Consider the following 22,364-nt stretch of genomic DNA (forward strand, 5'->3'; position numbering starts at 1 on the left):
CGCCATCGACATGCACGTCCACCTCGAAGTGGACAGTTGCGGGCATGCCTCCCTCCCACAGGTTCTCACCGAGGCGTCCGCGAAATACTTCAAGGCCGAGGATCGCTCCCCAAGCTTGGACCGCATTGCCGAGGTGTACCGCGAACTGAACATGGCCGCCGTCGTTTTTACCGTCGATGCCCGGACCCAGCTCAAGCACCAACCCAACAGCATCCCGGAGCTCATCGAGGGCGCCGCCAGGAACAACGATGTCCTCATCCCGTTTGGCAGCGTAGATCCGCGAACCGGCGAGGACGCGATCGCCGGGGCGAAGCACCAGTCAGTGGAACTCGGGGCAAGAGGCTTCAAGTTCCATCCCAGCCTGCAGGGCTTCGACCCCTCCAACGAAACCTTCTACCCGCTGTGGGAAACCCTGCAGGAACTGGGCCTCCCGGCGATCTTCCACACGGGACAGAACGGCATGGGCGCAGGCCTTCCCGGCGGGTACGGCATTAAGCTGGCGTACTCCAACCCGCTGCTGCTGGATGCCGTCGCGGCGGACTTCCCTGGCCTGCAGATCATCATGGCCCACCCCTCAGTGCCGTGGCAGGACGAAGCCAACTCCATCGCCACACACAAATCGAACGTGTTCATTGACCTCTCCGGTTGGTCGCCGAAGTACTTCCCGGAGTCCCTGGTGAAGGCCTCCGACTCTGTGCTGCAGGACAAGGTGCTCTTCGGCACCGATTTCCCGCTGATCACCCCGCAGAAATGGCTGGGCGCCTTCGCCGAGCTGCCGTTGAAGGACGAGGTCCGCCCAAAGATCCTGAAGGACAACGCGGTGCGGCTGCTTGGGCTGGAAGGCTGAGATGAGTACGACGACGACCCCGGCCGCGGTGCCAGACTCACCGGCGTCCGCGGCTGCTGTGCCAGCCTCACCGACAGCGAAGCGGCTCTACGCCGTATCCGATTGGTACGACGCTGAGTCCCTCCTCACGGACGCAGAGCGCGGAGTCCTTGGCCGGCTCCGGGCCTTCCTCCAAGAACATGCGAAGCCGCTGCTCGCCGAATATTGGGAGCGCGGCGAATTCCCGGAACAACTGGCCCGGCCGTTGATCGACCTCGACCTCATGGAACCGGCCGAGCTCACAAGCTTGGGGCAGGGCCCGGCGCGCGGGATATACCAAGGTTTCCGCATTTTCGAACTCGCCCGCACGGACGCATCCCTGGCCACGTGGTACACAGCCCAGGCCGGGCTCTTCCGCACAGCCATCCGGGTCGGCGCCTCGGAGAATCAGCAGCGCGAATGGATGCCTCGGGTTGTGGACTTCACGCTCAAGGGCGTCTTCTCGCTGACCGAGCCGGAATCCGGTTCGGATATCGCCGGGGGACTGTCGACGACGGCACGCCGCGAGGGTGACACATGGATCCTCGACGGCGCCAAGCGCTGGATCGGTGGCGCGCTCACCGCCGATGTGCTGGCCGTGTTCGCCCGGGATGTCGCGGACGGGCAGGTCAAAGCCTTCCTCGTCGACCGGACTGCTCCCGGCGTCACGCTGGAGAAAATCCACGGCAAGACGGCCCTGCGCATGATGCAGAACGCGCACATCACGTTGGAGGGTGTTCGCGTCCCCGAGTCGATGCGCCTGCACAGTGTGAACTCGTTCCGGGACGTAGCAGCGATGCTTCGGGCCATGCGCTCTGATGTCGCGTGGATCGCCGCCGGACTCCAGGCCGGTGCCTTCGAAGCCGCCTTGAAATACGTCACCGAACGCAACCAGTTCGGCCGGCCTGTGGGTTCCTTCCAGCTGGTCCAGGAAAAACTGGCGCGGATGCTCGGCAACGTCACCAGCAGCCTGTCCCTGGTGGTCCGGCTGACCGAACAGCAGGCCCGCGGTATCTTCCGTGATCAGGATTCAGCCCTGGCCAAGATGCAAACCTGCCTGAACATGCGGGAAACCGTCGCGCTGACCCGCGAAGTGGTCGGCGGCAACGGCATCACCCTAGACACCGACGTCGCCCGCTTCCACGCGGACGCCGAAGCTGTCTACTCATACGAGGGCACCCACGAGATCAACGCCCTCATCGTCGGCCGCGCCCTCACGGGCGAAAGCGCCTTCACCCGCTAACATCCACCCGCTAAACCCCGACGACGGCCGGCTGGCTCCGCGAGGCCGCCCACCGCCGTCGAACCTTCCCCAACACACCCAGGAGGCAACGATGCCCAATCTCGTGGTCGATTTCGACACCCTGCTCACCATGTCCGGCGCCGACCTTGGCACCACCGACTACCGCCAGATCACCCAGGACCAGATCAACCTCTTCGCCGACGCCACGGATGACCAGCAGTGGATCCATGTGGATCCCGAGCTGGCCAAGGACGGCCCCTTCGGCGCGCCGATCGCGCACGGTTTCTTGACGCTGTCACTCATCATCCCGTTCTGGGGTGAGCTGTTCGACGTGGACGGCGTCACCACCAAGGTCAACTACGGACTCGACAAAGTACGCTTCACGTCCCCGGTCAAGGTCGGCTCGAAGGTCCGCATGCAGGCCAGCATCGCCGAGGTTACAGAGGTCAAGGGCGGCGCCCAGATCAAGGTCAACGCCACCATCGAAATTGAAGGACAGGAGCGGCCCGCCGTCGTCGCCGAATTCCTGGCCCGTTTTTACAAATAAACCCACACCGCTTCTCGTCCCCAAGGAACAGTCATGTCCGGACACACCACGCTCGCCCCTGCGAGCCAGACCGCGCAGCGCAAAGAGGCGCGCACGGTCATCCTGTCCAGCTATCTGGGCAGCACCATCGAGTTCTACGACTTCCTTCTCTACGCCACCGCAGCGGCTGTGGCCTTCCCCAAGGTTTTCTTCGCCGGCACAGACGAGTGGGTGGGTGTTATTGCCGCCTACGCAACCCTCGCCGCCGGCTATGTCGCCCGCCCGCTGGGCGGAGTCATCTTCGGACACTTCGGCGACAGGATCGGCCGCAAGGGCATGCTCATTGTCTCTATGTCCGTCATGGGCATCGCCTCTACGCTGATCGGCCTCATTCCCGGTGCCGGAATCATCGGACCTTGGGGTGCCGTAATCCTGGTCCTGCTGCGCGTCTGCCAGGGGATCGCAGTTGGCGGTGAGTGGGGTGGTGCTGCACTCATGGCGCTGGAGCACTCCGAACCGAGTAAGCGCGGCTTCGCGGCGTCGTTCGTGAACGCCGGTGCACCCAGCGGCGCGGTCCTCGGCACCGTCATCATGGGCATCTTCTCGGCGTTGCCGCAGGACGCGTTCCTGGCCTGGGGATGGCGCGTACCGTTCCTGCTGTCCTTCGTTCTGTTGATCGTTGGCCTGTTCGTACGGATGCGCGTTTCCGAAAGCCCGATCTTCGCCGAAGCCATTGCCCGTGAGAAGGCCCAAGGCGTCAAGTCGAAGCTGCCGCTCCTTGAGGTCCTGCGCAGGCCTAAGGCCCTGATCATGATCATGCTGGCCGGCGCCGCAGGTTTCGGCCTGCAGGTGGTGCTGCCGACGTTCTCTGTCACGTATGCCGTCTCCAAGGGAGCGCCGCAACAAGGTGTGCTGTACGCCTTCGCGGGTGCTTCGGCAATCTCCATCGTGTTCGTGCTGCTCGGTGGCCGACTTTCGGACCGACTCGGTCGCCGTCCCGTGATGGTGGCGGGACTCGTGTTGTTCGCCGCTTACCTGCTGCCAATGTTCAGCCTCTTGGGCTCAGGCAATGTAGCGCTGGTCTTCCTGGCCTTTACCGTGGCCCTCATCCTGCACTCCTGCCTTTACGGTCCGCTTGCCGCCTTCGTGTCCGAACAATTCGGAACCACTGCCCGCTACACAGGAGCGGCGCTCGGCTACCAGTTGGCCACACTGGTTGGCGCAGGCTTCACTCCGGGCATAGTGGCGGGGCTGTACAAGGACTCCGGTCAAAACGTCGGAACCGTGGCGGCCTTCCTCGCGGGTCTGGCAGTGGTGTCGATTGTGTCCATCCTGCTGACGCGCGAATCTAAGAACAACAACCTCGCGTCGGTGGGTTAGCCGGTTGAGGTAGGAGGACAGAAATGGACAACAACGGAGTTGGATCCTGGCTGCGACGCCGGGTGGCAAAGTCTGGACCTAAGACCGCCATCATCTCCGGCAGTACGGCCATCAGCTATGCCGAACTCGCCGAGCGTACCGAACGATTGGCCCAAGCCCTGCGCCGGCGTGGTGTGGCCAAGGGCGACCGCGTTGCCTACGTCGGGGAGAACCACCCGTCCTTCGTGGAGACTTTCTTCGCCTGCGGCCTGCTCGGAGCCATCATCGTGCCGCTGAATACGCGGCTCGCGCCGCCGGAACTGCAGTTCCAGATGCAGGATTCCGGCGCCCGGCTGCTGGTCGGTTCCGCAGCCCTGGAACAGCTGGCTGCTGCCGCCGTCCAATCTACCGGTGTGCAGTACCGCTTAGTGGTCGACGACGGCGCTGCCGCGGGTCCCGTCGTCGCGCCCCTGGGCGCAACCCAGGTGGGTCCCGTCGTCGAGCGCTATGAAGCGGCACTGGACGCCGTCCCCGCCGACCGCATCGAAGTGGCCGTGACGCTCGTCGACGGCGCCATGATCCTGTATACCTCGGGCACCACTGGGCGGCCGAAGGGGGCGCTGCTTACTCACGGCAATCTCACGTGGAACTGCATCAACGTGATCGTGGACATGGACCTGAACCGGAACGACGTCTCGCTGCTGATCTCGCCGTTGTTCCATGTGGCGTCGCTGGACATGGGGCTGCTGCCCATGATACTCAAGGGCGCCACGGTGATCCTGGAGCCGAAGTTCGACGCCGGCCGGGTCCTGTCCCTGATCGCGGAGCACCGCGTGACCACGTTGAATGGCGTGCCCACCACGTTCCAGATGCTCGCCGAGCACCCGGACTGGCAGACCTCGGACCTCAGTTCGCTGGACAAGCTGACGTGTGGGGGATCGGCTATGCCTCGGCGTGTCCTCGACGCCTATGAGGACCGGGGCATCGGATTCACCAGTTGCTACGGCATGACGGAAACCGCGCCCGGAGCCACCATGTTGCCCGTGTGGCGCTCGCGGGACAAGGCTGGATCGGCGGGCTTGCCGCACTTCTTCACGGACGTTCGGATTGCCGATCCATTGGGGGCAGTGGCTCCCGCCGGGGAGATCGGCGAGATTCAGATCTCCGGGCCAAACGTCATCAAGGAGTACTGGAACCGAACCGACGCCACACTGGACAGCTACGTGGACGGCTCCTGGTTCCGCTCCGGAGACATGGGGTATCGCGACGATGAGGGCTTCCTCTTCGTGTCGGATCGGCTCAAGGACATGATCATTTCGGGCGGTGAGAACATCTACGCCGCCGAAGTGGAGGCCGCCATTGCTGAACTGGATGCAGTTTCCGGTGTGGCTGTCATCGGCGTTCCCGATGAGAAGTGGGGCGAGGTTCCGCGGGCCATCGTCACGCTGCGGGAGGGTGCCTCGCTGACCGAAGCCCAACTGCAGGGCTTCCTGGACGGCAAGCTGGCACGGTACAAAATACCGAAATCCGTGGTGTTCGTGCAGGAATTCCCCCGGACTGCCAGCGGCAAGATCCGGAAGGTGGAGCTGCGGAAGCAGTACGCGGGGTAGCTCTGCGCTCCTTCCCAGTTACCAAATCCCTCACATCGCGAAATGCGGCGTGTCTCGTATGACACGCCGTATTTTGTGCGCCTGCGTTGAGTACGACCGGAAGCAACTGGGAAGAAGCGCACTTTCCCTCCCCGCCATGTTGAAACATCCGTTCCAGCTTTTTCATTAAGGTAATCCGCCCGTTTCATCCGTGAAACACGCAGAACATAGCGTTGGGGGCATCCCTTTGCGCCAGCGCGGCGCCAGCCAAACCAAACCGCGCCCGGCGTCCGGACTCCCGACGATAGGTTCTGCTATGAAGCCCATGGCCTCAGCTACGCCCGTGCCTGCCGCGCCTGTGCAGGATGCGCGGAGACAACCGCTTTACAAGTCCCTGTTTTTCCAGATCCTCATCGCCGTCGTCGCCGGTGTGCTGATTGGGCATTTCTGGCCCACTATCGGCTCCGCGTTACGACCGTTCGGCGACGGATTCATTCAGCTCATCAAGATGATCATCGCCCCGCTCATTTTCCTGGTGATCGTCACTGGCATCGCATCAGTGGGCGACGTCAAGGCGGTGGGCCGCGTCGGAGTGAAGGCGCTGGCCTATTTCACGGCGGCTACGTTGTTCGCGCTGGCCTTCGGTTTGGTGGTTGGCAACCTCGTTCAGCCCGGCGCAGGGCTCAACATCGATCCCAATTCCCTCAGCCAGGACGCGGTGAATGCCAAGACCACCACGGCTCCGCCCAAGGACGTCGGCCAGTTCCTGCTCGGCGTGATTCCCACGAGCGTTGTGGGAGCCTTTGCCAGCAACAATCTGCTGCAGGTCCTGTGCTTCGCGATCTTCTTCGGCGCCGCCGTCGTGGTGATCGGGAAGGAGCGCTGTGCGCCGGTCCTCAATGTCATCGACACCATCCTGGAGATCTTCTTCAAGGTCATGGCCTGGGTGATGCGGCTGGCGCCTCTCGGCGCGTTCGGCGCAATGGCGTTCATCATTGGCCAGTACGGCCTGGATTCCCTGGGCACCTACGCCGTCCTGATCGGCGCCTGCTACGGCGCGGCGCTCGTGTTCATCGCCCTGCTGTTCCTCATCGCGTGGAGCGTCGCCCGTGTTCCCCTGTGGCAGTTCCTGAAATACACCCGAGAGGAGTTCATGCTCGCCCTCGGTACGGCGTCCACCGAGTCGGTCATGCCCCGGATCATGGTCAAGCTGAACAACGCAGGCTGTTCCCGCAGCACCACCGGCCTGGTGATTCCGTCCGGCTACTCCTTCAACTTGGACGGCGCTGCGATTTACCTGTCGATCTCGCTGTTGTTCCTGGCCCAAGCCTTTGGACACCACCTCGACTTGGGCCAGCAGCTCGCGGCGCTCGGCATTTTGATGCTGACGTCAAAGGGCATGGCCGGCGTCCCGGGGTCGGCGTTCCTCGCGCTGTCCGCAACCGCGGGTGCGCTTGGCATCTTCCCGGTTGCCGGCGTCGCACTCCTTCTGGGCGCCGATCGACTTATGGATTCCATGCGCGTGGTGGTGAACCTGCTCGGCAACTGCGTCGCGACTTTTGTTGTGGCGAAATGGGAGGGTCAGTTTGACCGGGAAGCGATGCTTCGCGCCTTCCGCGGTGACGCTCCCGACGGCGGCTCCGCTGTTGAGCTCGACGAAAAATCGATCGCTGACGGCGGCATGGCGGTTGTTGCGTCGCAGCGGTAATTGACGAAGCGCGAATCAGCGGATGCTCCGACGGATGAAGCCGCCGGAGCATCTGCTGATTCCGGAATTCTCGTCCAAAGGGCGATGCGAAGACTGTTTGCTGCAGTCATTCTCAGCGCATTTCGCTTTCGAACGGACAGATTGCCTGTCGTAATAGTAATGACCCTTCGTGAACTGCCGTGTCACAGATATTGACAAAATTGTCATATCATTGATGTTTCCGGCGATGCATTCGCCGGCGCGACGTCAATGCAGCCAATCGTGAAGGGGACACCGATGCCGGGCCATTTTGAACTTGTAGACGCCAAACCACACGGGGTCCGGATAAACCTCGTCGATTCCGCTGGAAAGACTCTTGCAACGTCGGGGGCTTACGAAGACATGTCTGCAGCAGCCGCGGCGGTTATGGATATTCGTGAGGAGGCGGCCACCGCACATGTTGTGGATTGCACCAAATCCGCACAACGCCATTCTTGATAACGCCGTTTCCTGGGCGTTCATGGTTCGCCACGACACCAGGATCTGGACTTCCCTAGCCCCGATGGCCTCCCCGTGAAAAGGTGGATTCAGGCCGCTCGGCAATGATGCCAAGCGCGCAAAAGCACCAGGAACTTGGAGGGATCATGACGGATGTGATTGTCGTCGGCGTCGACGGCAGCGAAACGGCAGCCAAGGCAGCAAAGACTGCGCGGGGCCTGGCTCTGGCAGTTGGAGCCACCTTGCACGTCGTGAGTGCCTTTGAAGGTGACAGGACCGAGGTCTATGGCCAGGGAAGTGACCAAGTGATCGTGTCAGCCGCTGATGACGCTGAGAGGATCGCACGGGATGTTGCAGAGGACCTTAAGAGTGAACATCTGCAGATACAGCACTATGCCGTCCGGGGAGCTCCGGCCAATGCCCTCGTGGGACATGCGGAAACCTTCGGGGCGAGCCTGATCGTGGTGGGAAACCGCCGCATGCGTGGACTCGGCCGTGTCCTGGGAAGTGTGGCGAACAGCGTGGCCCACAATGCGCCGTGCGATGTGTACATCGTGAAGACTGACTAGCCTACGAGTGGTTGTGCAGACGGCCGGCCCATCCGTGCCTCAGTGCTCGGCGAGGTCGTCTGCTACGCGGCGCAGGTCTTGAGCCCAACCTGATGAGCGGTTGGGCTCGGGCGACGCGGCCTCGAAATTTCCAAGTGCTTCTGCGATGTCTTCCAAGGCTGCGGAGAGGTTCGCCTTTACTGCGGTGTAGCCCTCGTCCGATCGTGGGTCGGCCGAGGCGTCCTTGAGCACTTCCGCGCCAGCCTTGATGATCATTGAAGCTTCGAGTTCATTCATGGAGTGGTTCCGTCGGGCTGGAATTGGGCTGGTGTGCAGGGGCCTGCGTATCCGGGCTAGTCCGCCCGTCCTCGAACTCATGGGGCGGGAGCCGGTAAGCCATGAACTCCTGGTCGAAGCTAACGATGCCGGAGGCCACGGCGTCGAGTTTCGCTCGTATCAGTACCGACAAGGCTCGCCAGCGCTGCCGCGCGGTTTCTTGGGGCGTCTTTAGGGCGTGCCCTGTGCTGCGCTTCTGCAGCTCCTCATCTGCCGAACGAGGCAGCACCAGGATCATCCGGAACTGCTGTCCGCCAGATCTGAAGGCGATCGTGGCCCTACCGTCTTCGCGGATGCATCGGAGGCCGACGGCGCCGAAGTCGGAGAGCATGTCTTGGATTTCCGCCTGGGACGCCGAGGCGGTGATAGACGCCCCGCGGACGTAATTACTCCTCATGGCTCAGGGTGCTCCTGGCTGCCTGCGCTGCTGGCTGCTTGTGCTGCTGGTTTTGTCTGCAGTGTTGTTCGGGCTGGCACGCTCTCCGCCCCGGAAGGCCATGTGAATGGCACTTCCGGCGGCGACGAGCGGCGTCTGGGCAGTTCGGCAACCGCGCTACCCCTTGGCAGGTCTGGTTCAGGACAGCGGGCGGATGTCCGCGGCCTGGGGGCCCTTGGGGCCGCGCTGGGACTCGAATTCGACCTTCTGGCCTTCTTCGAGGCCTCGGTAGCCGTCCCCTTGGATGGCGGAGTAGTGGGCGAAGACGTCTGCAGATCCGTCGTCGGGAGCGATGAAGCCGAAACCCTTCTCGGAGTTGAACCATTTGACGGTGCCGGTGGTGGCCATGATGTGTTCCTTCTGTTGTTTTCCCGCCGCGGAGGCGGCGAGTTCCGCGCCGACGGAAGAGCCGTCGGGAGGTCTTTTATGGGGGCGCGTGTTAAGGGCGCCCGTACCTGCTGGCGATCGGGCACGCGAACGGGTCCCGGGCCGCGAGCCCCACCCTGTTGAGGTAGGCGATCACGATCCCGTAGGAGCGCCAGAGGCTGGTCTCGGTGTAGGGGACGTCCAAGGCACGGCAGTGCTCGCGGACGATCAGCCGAGCCCGGGCGAGGTGGGGTCGGGGCATGCTCGGGAAGAGGTGGTGCTCAACTTGGTAGTTCAGCCCGCCCATGAGCCATGTCGCCCACCAGCCGCCGGAGATGTTTCGCGAGGTGCGCACCTGCTTGGAGAAAAAGTCCAGCTTGGCATCGCGGGCGATCACGGGCATGCCCTTGTGGTTCGGCGCGAAGGTGGCACCCATGTAGAGGCCGAACACCGCCAGCTGTACGCCTAGGAAGGCAAACGCCATCCCCAAAGGCAGCAGCCAGAACAGCGGGACCAGCAAGAGCGAGAAGCGCAAGGCAAGAAGCGCCAGTTCGGTCCAGCGGCCCTTCACTGGAGCGCGGGAAAGCAGATGCCGGAAGCTCAGGAAGTGCAGGTTCAGGCCTTCCAGGGTCAGCAACGGGAAGAACAACCATCCCTGGCGGCGTGTGATCAACGCCCTTAAGCCTTTGGCGTTCGCCGCGTCCTCGGCCAGGAAGGAGATCGTGTCGACCTCGATGTCTGGATCTCGGCCGGCCCGGTTCGGATTGGCGTGGTGGCGGCTGTGTTTCGAGTCCCACCACGAGTAACTGAGCCCGGCCAAGGCTCCCAGGGCGCGGGCGAGCCTGTCGTTCGCCGGGCCCGCGGCCAGGATCTGCCGGTGGGCCGCCTCGTGCGCGAGGAACGACACCTGAGTGAACAGGACGCCCAACGCGGCGGCGATCAGCAGTTGGAACCAGCTCGCTCCAAGCAGGGCCGATCCTACGAGGCAGCCAGCCAAGACAGCCAGCAGGGCTGCGCTGAGGAGTGCGTAAAACACTGGGGTGCGCCGCAACAGGCCAAACTCGCTGACTGCCTGTGAGACCGCAATGTATGCACGCGTCAGGGGCGGGAAAGACTCTGCATCCGCGTAGCGCTGTGGGTTGAGTGTGCTGGGTGCAGGAAGGCTGGATACAGCGGTGATAAGTGAACCGTTCGATCGGCTGCTCGCGCCCTTGGGAGCGCTTTCAGACTATGGAAAGCCAAGGGCGGACTGCCGATCACTTTCAACCAGTCTACGCCCTTTGGCAACTACGCGAGTCCGGCGCCAGGATTCGGACCGCTGAAACGCTGGCACTATTTGAGGGATCAGCGAAGGAAAAGGCCTCCGTGATCCGGTCTGGGCGCGGGGTCCTTCCATCGATCGACGATAAGGTATCCCGGTGAAAACTGCGCAGGCCCCCGACGGCGCCAACCTCGCCTGGACCGAAGAGGGCACAGGGGAGCCTTTGTTGCTCATCGCCGGCCAAGCCACGGGACTGGACGGCTGGAGCCCGACGGCACGGGCCCTCGCGGAGTATTTCCGGGTGATTCGTTTCGATCACCGCGGCATCGGCAATAGCGCCAGAGGTGATGACGACCGCTACACCACGAGGTCATTTGCGGGGGACGCTGCGGCCGTTCTCAAAGCGGCCAAGGCAGAAGCGGCGAACGTCTATGGACATTCCATGGGCGGCAGGGTGGCGCAGTGGCTGGCGATCGACCATCCAGAGCAGGTGCGAACGCTCATTCTCGCGGCAACCAGCGGAGGAAAGCTCGCCGGGGCGGAACCCAGCCGCGCCGCGATGGAGACACTCGTCAGCAGTGACGTTGGTCGCTTGACCCCGTTATTCTTCGCTCCCGAGTGGGCCGCCAAGCACCCCGACGATGTACGCACGTTCTTCAACTCGAAGGCATCGGCCTGGGCAAAGTCCCGGCATTTCCGGGCCAGCCGGGCACACGACTCGTGGGCCCAACTCAGCAAGATCCAAGCACCAACGCTCATCCTCCACGGAACCAACGACGCACTAACACCCCTTCCGCACGCCGTAGCTCTGCGCCAGCACATCCCCGGTGCCATGTTGGTGAAAGTTCCAGGCGCAGGACACGGACTGCATCTGGACCATCCGGAAACAATCCATTGGATCCGCCAATTCATCGCGACCAAAAAAGGTCACCGCAACCAGGGGCTACTGAGCTAAAGACTGGGTCGAGGGACTGACGGTGCCTGCCCCTCGACCCAATTCTCTTCTTTCGAGCGCGGCGCAATACTACTTAGCCGGAGTAGCCGGACCATTTTCGACAAAGCTGAGTTGGAACCAGCCTATGACGAAAGGGGCCAACACGATCAATGTCATGATGCCAGCCATTGCCCACAAGATGAGCTGCCTCCATTTTGATCTGCGCAGAGTCGTCGTCATTGATGCGGCGACAACCAACAGCGGCAATCCGGGAAAGAGCGGAAAGGCTACGAATTCAAGAACCAAGAACAGCGCGAAGACCCAGTCAATTTTCTGGTAGAGACGATGGGGACTATTGCTGGCTGATGATTGCATTCGTGCGCTCATGGCTTCACCCTTTCAGGTTATCCGCCGACCTGCCATGCAGTGACGTTGCCGAACCGGTCCGTCTGATGGTGTAGTCCCACCTGAAGTGTGATGGGACTACCTTGGTACGCGACGCTCGCATCAAATCGGTAAAACGCATCGGCCACGGAGCCTGCCCCCGGTCGAGTACACTCCAAGACGGTTACCGACCAGCCAATGGCAATCCCACCCTCGGAGTGACACCAGTGGTACCCCGAATCCGTTGTGGAAGAGATCCAAGCATGGGTTCCATTCCAGTAGGTTCGACCGGTGTGCTTTTCAACCAGCGAGCCGCCCCAATACGTGTGCGTCCACAGACGAGTCCAGACGGAGCCTGCTGCAGCTGCGGACACGAGTGCTTGGGAATCAGCTGCGTTGAGGTTCAAACTGGGTGCTACTGCCACCACCTCTGCCACGGTTGCCTGGACAGCCGCCGATTCAGTCGTCGTAATAGTTGCTGAACAAAGCCGCGAAGCGTCTCTTGCAGCTTGATTCTTGTTGATCCCCTTTTCGGCGGCGATTGCATTGACTTCATCCAAGCAAGTTTTCGATGTGAAGAACGATTGCGCAGAAGGCGCGGAAGGGGCGGAGGGCGAAGCAGTTGCTGCAGTTGCTGTAGACACGACAAGCATTGAGCCCAGAAAGACCGTCAACAGGCTCAGCGATTTGAATTTCATACCGACTCCTAACAGGAGCGCACCCATGGCCGAGTCTTCAGGATTTTCCATTCGTTTGCAATAATCCCTGCGGCTTACTTGAGATCTGACTTATACGCTGTCCACCATTGCGGGGCAGAGTCCGGACCCGGGTGCGCAGGATTGAGTCCGCCCCAGTGAGGGCTGCTCCCTCGATTGAGACGCTAGATCAGCCACTGGGTCCCTAGGTGCCTGTGGGGCGGAAAATGAGTGGCGTAAGCCCCCAAAATAGGTGGAAATATGTTCCTGCGTGACGAGGGCTTAGGTGTCAGCCTCGCGCGTGCTTCCCCACCCGCACCGGATGCGAGCTCAAAATCGACAACCGGTTGAACGCATTAATCCCAATCGCCGCCATGCACAAGACCGCGATCTGCTGCTCGGTGTAAACGTCGCGTGCCCGGGCAAATAGTTCCGGGGAAGGATGCGAAATACTCATGGTGGTGATTTCCTCAACCAGTTCCAGCGCGACTTCCTCTTCCTTGGTGAACAGCCCTGATTCGGCATGCGCGGACAACAATGCCAGCCTCTGTTCCGTCTCGCCGTACTTACGAGCCCGCTTATGGTGCAGGTCCAAGCAAAATGCGCATCCATTAATTTGCGACGCCCGGAAATTCATCAATTCCAGCGTCTTGCGTGGGATCCCCGCCTCATCGGATGCCTCCACCACCTGATTGGCGTAATGCGTCAGGGTTTCGAAAGGCCCCGGAAGGTGCTTGTCGAGATACCCGGCGAGTACCGGCGTCGACTTCTCGGAGGAAGGAGTCAGCTGAGGCGAGGAAGACATGACCCGAGCCTACCTGCGCCGCCTCGCGGCACTGGGGAAGCGCGGATTAGGGTTGGCATGTGAAAGCGCCACAACAAGCTGAACCCAAGGCCGCTTCAGCCCCTGCCATCATTCCCCTCTACGCGGCGGGCTTCACCACGGCATTCGGTGCCCACGGCGTGGCGGCTGGCCTGGGTGCGGAGAGCAAAGACATTGGACTGAGCCTCCTGGGACTCGGCGTCCTGCTGGCCCTTTACGAGGTGGCCGAAATCTTCCTGAAGCCGCTTTTCGGCTCATTGAGCGACCGCTTCGGTCCCAAGCCAGTGATCGTTGGCGGCCTGATGGCCTTTGCCGCAGCTTCGCTCGTAGGCGTCTGGTCTGGCGAGCCGCTCTTCCTTGCGCTGGCCCGGCTCGGCCAGGGAGCAGCCGCGTCGGCCTTTTCTCCGGCGTCTTCAGCCGCCGTCGCCCGCCTTTCCGGCGGAAAGACCGGCACTTACTTCGGCAGGTACGGTTCGTGGAAGAGCCTCGGCTACGCCGTGGGTCCGTTGCTCGGCGCCGGAGCAATCCTGCTTGGCGGCTTCGGGCTGCTGTTCGCCGTCCTCGCCGGGCTGGCCGCCGCCGTCGCCCTGTGGACGGCGATCGCCGTTCCCCGGATTGAGCCGCTCCCGCGGCCGCGTTACTCCCTCCTGGACCTTGTTAAGCAGTCCACGGAGCGCAACTTCCTGGGTTCGACGGCGGTACTCGCCGCCAGCACGGGTTCGTTGGGCGCCGCTGTCGGCTTCCTCCCGGCGCTGGCGGTCCAGAACGGCTTGGGAACGGTGGGCAGCCTGGCGGTGGTGACCGTGCTCGCCGTTGCGTCGTCGCTGGTCCAGCCTCGCGTTGGCCATCTCCGGGACACGGGCAAGCTGCCCAGCCGGGCGGGCATGGTGGGTGGGCTCCTGACGATCGGGGCAGGAGCCGTGGTTGCCGCCGTCGTTCCGCTTTTCGGTGCAGGCGCCGTGGCCATCTACTTGGCGGCTGTGATGATCGGCGCCGGCATCGGCGTCTCCACGCCGCTCGCGTTCGCCCACCTGGCAGATACGACGCCGAAGGAGCGGCTGGGGCGCACCATAGGCTCGGCGGAGATCGGCCGGGAGATGGGCGACGCCGGTGGACCCCTTCTGGTTGGCGGCGTGGCCGTCGCCGCTGGCCTCCCATGGGGGCTTGGTGCCCTGGCGGCCGTGGTGGCCGCCGCAAGTCTCGCGGCTCCGAGCCGCGCCAAGGCGCCCGTCGGCACCTCGCTGCGTTGAGTATTGCATTGATCCTGCCTACCCCTTAGCCCCTACCGAAAGGTAGGGCCTGATGCGATGGTTGAGCCATGAGCGACGCCATCGGCCCGCAACCCACGGGAGACGATGCACAACGTCAGGGCCGTCCGCCGCGGCGCCTGCTTATCGGGGTGGTGGCAGCCCTTTTGCTGATCGTCGGGGCCGTGGCCGCGTTTATGCTGTTGCAGCGACCTTCAAGTCCGACTGCGCCGTCGCCAACGCAGACCCTGCCGGAGTTGCCGCCGGGACCAATGAACATCCTGGTGCTCGGCAGTGACATTCGCGGAAACGCCCGGGAAGCATTGCAGCGCCAGGAAGCCACCGGCGAGCAGGCCGACGAGCGCTCGGACATGATCATGCTGGTACACATTCCGGCAGACCGGCACAAGGTCTACGGCATTTCCATCCTGCGCGACAACTGGGTCAAAATCCCCGGCCACGGCGACTCCAAAATCAATGAGAGTCTCACGTTTGGCGGACCTCGTTTGGTGGCCGACACCGTCGGTTCCCTGCTGGGTACCCACATTGACCATTACGCCATGCTGGACTTCGACGGCTTCAAGAACCTCACCGATGCCCTCGGCGGAGTCGATGTCAACGTTACGGCACCGTTCACGGCCACCTTCGACACGCACCACACCTTCGCGCAGGGCATTAACAAACTGGACGGCCAAGCCGCCCTCGAGTTTGTCCGCGAACGCAAGGCCTTCCCCGACGGCGACTATCAACGGGCGCGCAACCAGCAGACGTACGTCCGCTCCGTGATGACTCAACTCCTCCACACCGGAAAAGTCACCAATCCGACGAACGCGCTGGAGCTCATCAAAGTCGTGTCGCCGCATCTGATCGTGGACCCGGGCTTCGACTCGACTGCGCTGGCAAGCGTGGCATATGCCCTTCGAAGCACGGACCCCGCAGCCTCGGTATTCTTCACGCTGCCTACGGCCGGTACGGGCACATCACCCGACGGGCAGTCGATCGTGCTGCCCGATTATGCCGGGATTGCCGAGGTTGCCGCCGCCCTGAAATCGGATGGGCTGGCGGGTTACGCCGCCTCCCATGGACTGTGAGCCAGATGTTGCACCCAGCCGAGGCAGCCAAAGCCGGCTGCCCCCGCCTTACTACCATCGCCTAGGCGTGCGTTGGTTCCTCCACCAGAGCCGTCGCGATGCTGTCCTTGTCGTTCAGTGCCGCGAGGTAGCGCTCAGCGTCCAGGGCCGCGGCACATCCTGTGCCCGCTGCCGTGATGGCTTGACGATAGCGATGGTCCACCACGTCTCCGCAGGCGAAAACGCCGGCTAAGTTTGTGACTGTGGTGGGGGAGTCCACCTTGACGTAGCCGTCCGAGTCCAGCTCCACCTGGCCTTGGATCAGCTCGGTGCGCGGGACATGGCCGATCGCCACGAAAACTCCAGTTGCCGCCTGGTCACGCGTTTCGCCGGTACGGGTGTCCCTGAGCGTGACTCCGCTCACCTTGCCGTCGCCGTGAATCGCCGAGACGGTGGAATTCCATGCGAACGAGATTTTCGGGTTGTCCTTGGCACGCTGAGCCATGATGCGGGACGCCCGCAGTTGGTCGCGCCGGACAACCACAGTCACGGATTTTGCGAAACGGGTCAGGAACGTGGCCTCCTCCATGGCCGAGTCGCCGCCACCCACCACCAGGATGTCCTGTTCCCGGAAGAAGAAGCCGTCGCACGTGGCGCACCAGGACACGCCGTGTCCGCTGAACTTCTTCTCGTCCGGCAACCCGAGCTCCTTGTACGCCGAACCGGTTGCCAGGATAACCGCCCGGGCCTTGTGCTTGTCACCGCCGCCGGTGACCACCCGCTTAGTGTGGCCTTTCAGCTCAACTGACGTGACGTCGTCGAACACTATCCGCGCGCCGAAGCGTTCCGCCTGCTGCTGCAGGTCGTCCATCAGTTCAGGCCCCTGGATGCCCTCCGGGAAGCCGGGAAAGTTCTCCACATCCGTGGTATTCATGAGGGCGCCGCCCGCGGTGACTGAGCCAGCTAGGACCAGAGGGTTCAGTCCTGCCCTGGCGGCGTAGATGGCAGCGGTGTAGCCCGCGGGTCCGGAGCCGATAATGATGAGTTGCTCGGTCATTTGTCCGTACTCCTAGTACTAGCGGGCCATGAACCATTCGGTGAAAGCCGAGGCTCGGCCGTCCGGCGCAAAGCGGATGATCCAGAGGTTGTCGTAGGTGGGCTGGCCGTTGAGATAGGTGGTGAGGCCTTGGACGTAGGCGGTGTCGCCATCAATCCCCAGGAGCGTCCACTCAAAGGTCCAGTCCTCGGGCTGGTCCTGGGCTTCGATCCATTTTTCGACAATCTCCGAATGCCCGCGCCACGGTGACGGATCATTGGGTCTGGTCTCGTAAACGGCGTCCTCGGTGAACAACGCCCGGATATCGTCTGGACTGTTGGAGGTCCATGCGCCCTCGTATCCCACCATCCAATTGGTCACGGTGAGGGGCAGTACCTTGTTCCCAGCTGCTTCGGTGCCTGCATGTTCGCTCATTGTCCCGTTGTACTGCGGCTGGCACAGCCGGGCAAGGCCTCACATCACTCAGCCGTACCCGGGCTACGGGCGGCAGGGGCTAACCGAGGGCCTTGAGGCGGTCCCTGGCGCGCTCGGCAGCCTGACGTTCGCGGGCTGCCAGCCGCTTGGCGACTTCCACGGCCCGCTCTGCCGACCGTTCGTCCCGTTCGGCGCCACCCAAGTCGGCCTCGGCGTCTTCCAAGGCATCCTTGAGTTCCCGGACCTTCGCTGCCAGTTTTTTGCTCCGGGCGGAAACTTCTGCAAGTCGCTCGGAAGCATCGGCTACGTCCGCTTCCGCTTCGCCCAGGCTGCGCTCGGCTTCCTCAAGGTCAGCCTCTGCGGCCTTCCGTTCGCGTTCTTGTTCAGCTTTGCGGCGTTGCTCCGCTTCGCGCTGCTTCTTCTCTTCCTCCGGGTCCTTCTTCTTCCGGGGTTCGGCTTGCTTCACGGACCGCACCGGCCGAGCAACCGAAGGAAGGCCCGGAACCGCGACGGCGTCCGTCAGGTCGACTGCCTCGAATCCGCTGCTTTCCAGCGGACGGACCAGCTGGCCGCTCCGAACGGCGGCTGCCGCGTCGTCGTCGGCCATTGCGGCCCGCAAGGTGCTTTCGACGTCGTCAGCTGCCGCCTGGCTGAGGTTCACCCCTTGCTGCTCCGCCAGTTCGCGGGCTTCGCGAACGACGGCGGTCAGCTCACGTTGGCGCTTTTGGCCGAGGTCGCGCAGCGCTGTCCGATCCAGTTGGTGCTGGGCCTGGAGGAGCGCCTCGCCTAATTCCACCAGGCCATCGATGGCTGGCGCGCGATGCCGCGCCAGCATGTTTATTGCCCACGCGGCCACTGGTGGCTTTGGCAGTTTCGCGATTCCCTTGGCCAGTTCCGCGTCGCCCTCGGCCTTGGCGTCCTTGGCCATGGCGTTCCGGGCGGCGGTGAATTCCGACGGCGCCAGGGCATAGAGCTCGACGGCGGCGGCGCTGAGGTCCATGCGTCACATCCTAGACGTGGCGCGGGGTGGAGTGCCGTACGGGCGCGGCTACCGCTTCTTCCTTGGCCAGCGGGGCCAACGGACGGTGGTCAACCACAACCCCAGCAACAGGGAATCCATGGTCATGAGTCCACCCAGCAGGTACGGCCACATATTCATGAACAATCTCCTGACCTAGTCCCCCAGCCAATCGATTGTTCCTCCAAGTGTGGCACGACGACTGCAGCGCGGGTAGTTGCTGATCCCAATACTTTCCTCCAGGTAACTCCCTTACTTTAAAGTGCGTATGCCGCAAACGGAATGCTTCCCTTCCGCGGGCAGTTGACCCCAGTGAGGGCGCCGCCAGAACAAACAACGACGGGCGGCAAAAACAGTTGGAGGAGAGCCAAATGTCGATTGTTATCACCGGAGCCACCGGACAGCTGGGAACGCTTGTTGTCAAGGAACTGCTGGGCCGCGGCGTGCCAGCCACGGAGATCGTCGCCGCCGGCCGCTCCGTTCAGAAGCTTGCCGAGTTGGAAGAACTTGGCGTTCGCACAGCCGAAATTGACTATGACCAGCCCGCCAGCATTGAGGCCGCCTTTAACGCCGGCGACACTGTACTGCTCATCTCCGGCAACGACATCGTTCGACGTCGGGAGCAGCACAAGGCGGTCATCGAGGCGGCGGGGCGGGCCGGCGTCGGGCATCTTGCCTACACCAGCGTGCTGCAGGCAGACAGCACCCCGCTGGTCCTGGCACCCGATCATGCTGACGCCGAAAAGCACATCAAGGCGAGCGGCATCCCCTTCACCCTGCTGCGCCACGGCTGGTACACCGAGAACTATGTCCCGACGCTGCAGCAGGCGGCCGCCACGGGTGCCGTCCTTGCCAGCGCGGGCGACGGCCGCGTTGCGAGTGCAACCCGGGCGGACTATGCAGCAGCCATCGCCACCGTGCTGACCACACCTGGTCACCTTGGTGCGATTTACGAGCTGTCCGGGGACTACGCCTGGGACTTCAACGAATTGGCTGACGCGATTGCCAGCGTCGTTGGCCGGGAAGTCAGCTACACGCCCTTGGACGCCGAGGAGCACGTGGCGGTCCTGCAGGAGGCCGGCTTGGACGCGCAGACCGCCGGTTTCGTGGCCGCGCTCGACGGCAACATTCGCGACGGTGCCCTGGCACACGTTACCGGCGAGCTGTCGCGCCTGGCCGGTCGGCCCACCACGCCGCTGGTTGATGGCCTACGGCCTTACGCGTCGGCTAACTGAGAGTCAGCCCCACAACCTCCGCGTTGTAGGCCTGTGACGAGCGCATGCTGCCGCGGAACCAACAGACTGCGTGCACGGACGGATCGCCGGGAACCACTATGGGGCGCAGGTTATCCACGGTGGACCCCTCGGTGACCGCTTCCCACTGCCAGGAGGCACCGCCGTCGGACGTGCGGCCTGAATAGATCTCGTAATGCTCGGTGCCCTGCCCGGTGCGCGGGTCGATTGGCGCGGAGATGTACACGTGGTCCAGATCGTAGGGGTCGATTGCCGCCAAGCCGGTGTAGTCCTGTTCGTGCGGCAGCAGCGCGGGGCCGGCGACGGCCAGCGGGTGCAGGACCCATGTGCCGCCGTCGAACCTCGCGTAGAGCAGGCGGTGATCGTCGACGTCGAGCCGCTGCACCCGCTGGAGCGGGCCGTTGACGTCGTTGGCGCGGCAGGAGACGACGGCGGCAAGCTGGTTTCCGTTCCGCCTCAGGTCAGTGGTCCAGCCATGGGTGAGGATGTCGCCGTCGAGTTCCATGCCAGCGCTGAAAATCGTGGTGAGCGCCGACTGGTTTATGCCCTGCGAAGAGAAGACGGGCTTGTTCACCACGGTTCCATTGGCGGTGTGGAGGGCGTCGTCCTGGATGTAGCCGTGGTAGATGCTGTTGTTGAAATCGCGGGGGTGGTGGTCGGTTGTGATGAGGTCGATCCGGTCCGTGCCGTTGGACGCGTAGCGTGTGTAGCCGTTGACGTAGCCAATTTTTGGCCGGGTGAAGAGCTTGCCGCCAAAAGTCCACGTCTGGCCGTCGTCGGCGGAGGCCATGATGCTGGGGTCGTCATTGATGGCCCGGACAAAGTTGTATGTCCGGGATTCCGCCTCCAGCCTGTGCAGGTTTGAGTAGGTGGCGCCTCGGCCATCGGCGAGTTCGGTCCAGTCGAAGACCTGCTCCGGCTCCCATTCGGAGGCGTCATGCGGGCGGGTGGATACGCGCCACCGGGAGTAGTTGTCGGTTTTGTGCTTCGCATACATCGCGAGGTAACGACCGTCCGTCCTGATTAGCAGGGCGGGCGCATTGTGGTCGTCCGACTCGAGCTGCTGATGGAGGACATGCACTGCTCGCTCACCCGTGACGAGGTTCAGGACGGCAACCTCGATGTTGCCTCCGCGTTGCCCTCCGCCCGGACCTTCCGGAGCGGCCACGGACCCAATGAGCAGGGTCTTGTTGGAAGGGTCGATCAGTGCGCGCTCGTCCTGGAACCAGCACCAGGCGCCGTTGTCGTTGAGGGTCAGGGGAGCGTTGGTCATTTGTCTCCTAGGTTCCTGCGGCACATGGTTATCGCGATGCCGGGCGCTGGGAAAGCGCCTTCCCAGATTATGGTCGGCGTCGGCGTGGAAGGCAGTGGCTTTCCGGAGTTCGATCAGAACCGAACACCGCGACGGTGCTTACGGACGTGCGGGCGGGGCCGTTGAATCGCGAATCACCAGTTCGGGTTCGACGACGTAGTGATGGGCGCGTTCTCCGGTGAGGATTTGCTGGTGGAGCATCTTGAACGTTGCGATACCCAGCGCCCGGAAGTCTAGCTTCATGGTGGTCAGAGGCGGCGAGAAGTAGGCGGCGGCGGGCATATCGTCCACTCCCACGATTGAAAAGTCGCGGGGTGCCCTGGCGCCGCGTTTTTCCATGGCGCTCATGAAGCCGAGGGCAATCTCGTCGTTGCTGGCGAAGACTGCAGTGAAGGTGCTGGGATCCGCTATGTTGCCGGCGCGGTAGCCGGAATCCGAAGACCAGTCCCTTGCTACATCGAGCACTTGGTGGTTGAGTCCGGCACCTAGCATGGCGTCGCGGTAGCCGCGTTCCCGTTCGCGTGCTTCATTGCGGGTTGACGGGCCGGCAACATGCAGGATGTCGCGGTGCCCCAGTTCGATGAGGTGATGGGTGGCTTCCCAGCCTGCGGCATGCGAATGGGTCCCCGCGGAGCCCTCGTCCGACGACGGAAGCTCGGACACGGTGATGAGGGGGGTTGAGTGGTCCCAACCCGTGAGCAAGCTATCGATGTCAGGGAGCGGCGACGACAAAACGATCCCGTCAACCTGCACGGACTTGAAGTGGGTGAGCGCGCGCCGCGCCTCGACTTCCCAGTTCTTTGCTTCGAAGTCCAGATCGAGTTGGGCGATGGTAAGTGTGACATCAGCCTCGCGCGCCGCAAGTCCCAATCCGGTCAGCACGCCCGAACTCCCGTAATTGAAGGCACCCATGTTCAGTACGCCCACGGAATTGGTCTTGCTGGTGCGAAGGGTTCGGGCGGATTGATTCGGCACATATCCCAGTTCCTGGATTGCAGCCGTAATCCGCTCCCGCGTCTCCGCCCGCACATAGCCGACACCGGTGAAATACCGGGAAACCGTCTGGGTTGAGACGTTGGCCAGTTGGGCGACGTCCGCCATGCTGGGCCGTGTCCCTCTCCTAGCCTTCGCCAAATGCCCGCCTCTTCAGCCCTTTTAGGGAGCCCGGTTCCTGTTCATTGGGGCTCCATTCACTACAAGTTTACGATCACCTGCACAGCGCCGCCGATCTGTCGCGATTGCTCAGCGTGTTTCCGTGACGTAGCGGCCTGGGGCTAGGTGGTGAAGCCTACTTTCAAGGGATTTTCTGCCTGCCTTGATGAAATATTGGTCAACCGGTTGACGTGGGTTATCGTAAACCCCCATACTCGTTATGGGCTAGGTCACACATACGAACTGCAATCAATGAAGGCAGGGGCCTGATTTTTTCTGTGACGCAGCACC

At 63.0% G+C, this 22,364-nt stretch carries 25 protein-coding genes; 13 read left to right on the forward strand and 12 right to left on the reverse strand.

The genetic code is table 11. The annotated features are described in order from the left end of the window. The first annotated feature begins 10 nt into the window (after positions 1-10). The 8 genes from LD110_RS11195 to LD110_RS11230 all read left to right on the forward strand — a co-directional run bounded on the left by LD110_RS11195 (position 11) and on the right by LD110_RS11230 (position 8,336). A complete protein-coding gene (locus tag LD110_RS11195; protein WP_225499002.1) occupies positions 11-847 on the forward strand; it encodes an amidohydrolase family protein in 837 nt (278 codons plus the stop codon). Position 848: 1 nt separating this feature from the next. Beyond that, positions 849-2,108 (forward strand): acyl-CoA dehydrogenase family protein, encoded by a 1,260-nt coding sequence (locus tag LD110_RS11200; RefSeq protein WP_225498875.1) that lies wholly within the window; start codon positions 849-851, stop codon positions 2,106-2,108. Positions 2,109-2,199: 91 nt separating this feature from the next. Continuing rightward, positions 2,200-2,655, forward strand: a complete 456-nt coding sequence (locus LD110_RS11205; RefSeq protein ID WP_225498876.1) for a MaoC family dehydratase — start codon at positions 2,200-2,202, stop codon at positions 2,653-2,655. A gap of 33 nt (positions 2,656-2,688) precedes the next feature. Beyond that, positions 2,689-4,014, forward strand: coding sequence for an MFS transporter (locus tag LD110_RS11210; RefSeq protein WP_225498877.1), 1,326 nt, complete (start codon positions 2,689-2,691; stop codon positions 4,012-4,014). Between the two features lie 23 nt (positions 4,015-4,037). After that, positions 4,038-5,603 carry a long-chain fatty acid--CoA ligase gene (locus LD110_RS11215; RefSeq protein WP_225498878.1) on the forward strand — a complete coding sequence of 522 codons (1,566 nt, stop codon included), beginning with the start codon at positions 4,038-4,040 and terminating at the stop codon, positions 5,601-5,603. 295 nt (positions 5,604-5,898) lie between these two features. Then, positions 5,899-7,290, forward strand: a complete 1,392-nt coding sequence (locus tag LD110_RS11220) for a cation:dicarboxylate symporter family transporter (RefSeq protein ID WP_225498879.1) — start codon at positions 5,899-5,901, stop codon at positions 7,288-7,290. A 276-nt stretch (positions 7,291-7,566) separates the two neighbouring features. Next, on the forward strand, positions 7,567-7,767 hold the full coding sequence (locus LD110_RS24065) for a YegP family protein (protein ID WP_225498880.1): 201 nt from the start codon (positions 7,567-7,569) through the stop codon (positions 7,765-7,767). 146 nt (positions 7,768-7,913) lie between these two features. Further along, the gene (locus LD110_RS11230) at positions 7,914-8,336 is read left to right on the forward strand and encodes a universal stress protein (RefSeq protein ID WP_225498881.1); all 423 of its coding nucleotides are present in this window, start codon (positions 7,914-7,916) and stop codon (positions 8,334-8,336) included. 39 nt (positions 8,337-8,375) lie between these two features. Here the strand turns inward: LD110_RS11230 and LD110_RS11235 are convergent, their stop codons facing one another. The 4 genes from LD110_RS11235 to LD110_RS11250 form a co-directional block, all read right to left on the reverse strand. After that, positions 8,376-8,612 (reverse strand): hypothetical protein, encoded by a 237-nt coding sequence (locus tag LD110_RS11235; protein ID WP_225498882.1) that lies wholly within the window; start codon positions 8,610-8,612, stop codon positions 8,376-8,378. Next, positions 8,605-9,048 carry a hypothetical protein gene (locus LD110_RS11240; RefSeq protein ID WP_225498883.1) on the reverse strand — a complete coding sequence of 148 codons (444 nt, stop codon included), beginning with the start codon at positions 9,046-9,048 and terminating at the stop codon, positions 8,605-8,607. Before LD110_RS11240 ends, LD110_RS11235 begins: the two co-directional genes overlap by 8 nt. A 177-nt stretch (positions 9,049-9,225) precedes the next feature. Then, positions 9,226-9,435, reverse strand: coding sequence for a cold-shock protein (locus LD110_RS11245; RefSeq protein ID WP_225498884.1), 210 nt, complete (start codon positions 9,433-9,435; stop codon positions 9,226-9,228). A gap of 91 nt (positions 9,436-9,526) precedes the next feature. Then, positions 9,527-10,633: a fatty acid desaturase gene (locus LD110_RS11250; RefSeq protein ID WP_374200332.1), complete on the reverse strand. Its 1,107-nt coding sequence runs from the start codon at positions 10,631-10,633 to the stop codon at positions 9,527-9,529. A 238-nt stretch (positions 10,634-10,871) separates the two neighbouring features. Between LD110_RS11250 and LD110_RS11255 the strand changes: the two genes are divergently transcribed. Further along, a complete protein-coding gene (locus LD110_RS11255; protein WP_225498885.1) occupies positions 10,872-11,669 on the forward strand; it encodes an alpha/beta fold hydrolase in 798 nt (265 codons plus the stop codon). A 69-nt stretch (positions 11,670-11,738) separates the two neighbouring features. Here LD110_RS11255 and LD110_RS11260 read toward each other — a convergent pair whose 3' ends face one another. The 3 genes from LD110_RS11260 to LD110_RS11270 all read right to left on the reverse strand — a co-directional run bounded on the left by LD110_RS11260 (position 11,739) and on the right by LD110_RS11270 (position 13,532). Beyond that, entirely contained in the window at positions 11,739-12,035 is a 297-nt protein-coding gene (locus LD110_RS11260; RefSeq protein WP_225498886.1) for a hypothetical protein, read from the reverse strand. 17 nt (positions 12,036-12,052) lie between these two features. After that, on the reverse strand, positions 12,053-12,730 hold the full coding sequence (locus LD110_RS11265) for a hypothetical protein (RefSeq protein WP_225498887.1): 678 nt from the start codon (positions 12,728-12,730) through the stop codon (positions 12,053-12,055). A gap of 286 nt (positions 12,731-13,016) precedes the next feature. After that, entirely contained in the window at positions 13,017-13,532 is a 516-nt protein-coding gene (locus LD110_RS11270; RefSeq protein ID WP_225498888.1) for a carboxymuconolactone decarboxylase family protein, read from the reverse strand. 59 nt (positions 13,533-13,591) lie between these two features. Between LD110_RS11270 and LD110_RS11275 the strand changes: the two genes are divergently transcribed. Continuing rightward, a complete protein-coding gene (locus tag LD110_RS11275; protein WP_225498889.1) occupies positions 13,592-14,800 on the forward strand; it encodes an MFS transporter in 1,209 nt (402 codons plus the stop codon). Positions 14,801-14,868: 68 nt separating this feature from the next. Next, positions 14,869-15,888, forward strand: coding sequence for an LCP family protein (locus LD110_RS11280; RefSeq protein WP_225498890.1), 1,020 nt, complete (start codon positions 14,869-14,871; stop codon positions 15,886-15,888). Positions 15,889-15,949: 61 nt separating this feature from the next. Here LD110_RS11280 and trxB read toward each other — a convergent pair whose 3' ends face one another. From trxB to LD110_RS11295, 3 genes are all read right to left on the reverse strand, one after another. After that, entirely contained in the window at positions 15,950-16,924 is a 975-nt protein-coding gene (trxB, locus tag LD110_RS11285) for a thioredoxin-disulfide reductase (protein WP_225498891.1), read from the reverse strand. A gap of 18 nt (positions 16,925-16,942) precedes the next feature. Then, positions 16,943-17,272: a nuclear transport factor 2 family protein gene (locus LD110_RS11290; protein ID WP_374200333.1), complete on the reverse strand. Its 330-nt coding sequence runs from the start codon at positions 17,270-17,272 to the stop codon at positions 16,943-16,945. A 145-nt stretch (positions 17,273-17,417) separates the two neighbouring features. Then, complete coding sequence (locus LD110_RS11295) at positions 17,418-18,338, reverse strand: hypothetical protein (protein WP_225498893.1); 921 nt, start codon at positions 18,336-18,338, stop codon at positions 17,418-17,420. Here LD110_RS11295 and LD110_RS11300 point away from each other — a divergent pair. After that, positions 18,337-18,516 carry a hypothetical protein gene (locus LD110_RS11300; RefSeq protein ID WP_225498894.1) on the forward strand — a complete coding sequence of 60 codons (180 nt, stop codon included), beginning with the start codon at positions 18,337-18,339 and terminating at the stop codon, positions 18,514-18,516. The genes LD110_RS11295 and LD110_RS11300 overlap by 2 nt on opposite strands. A gap of 211 nt (positions 18,517-18,727) precedes the next feature. Then, entirely contained in the window at positions 18,728-19,591 is an 864-nt protein-coding gene (locus LD110_RS11305) for an SDR family oxidoreductase (RefSeq protein WP_225498895.1), read from the forward strand. On the opposite strand, the gene LD110_RS11310 is transcribed toward LD110_RS11305, so the two are convergent. Continuing rightward, a complete protein-coding gene (locus tag LD110_RS11310) occupies positions 19,584-20,882 on the reverse strand; it encodes a BNR-4 repeat-containing protein (RefSeq protein WP_225498896.1) in 1,299 nt (432 codons plus the stop codon). The genes LD110_RS11305 and LD110_RS11310 overlap by 8 nt on opposite strands. Positions 20,883-21,020: 138 nt before the next feature. After that, positions 21,021-22,022 carry a LacI family DNA-binding transcriptional regulator gene (locus LD110_RS11315; RefSeq protein ID WP_225498897.1) on the reverse strand — a complete coding sequence of 334 codons (1,002 nt, stop codon included), beginning with the start codon at positions 22,020-22,022 and terminating at the stop codon, positions 21,021-21,023. Between the last annotated feature and the right edge of the window lie 342 nt (positions 22,023-22,364).

The sequence above is a fragment of the Arthrobacter sp. M4 genome (assembly GCF_020251205.1).
GTDB lineage: Bacteria > Actinomycetota > Actinomycetes > Actinomycetales > Micrococcaceae > Arthrobacter.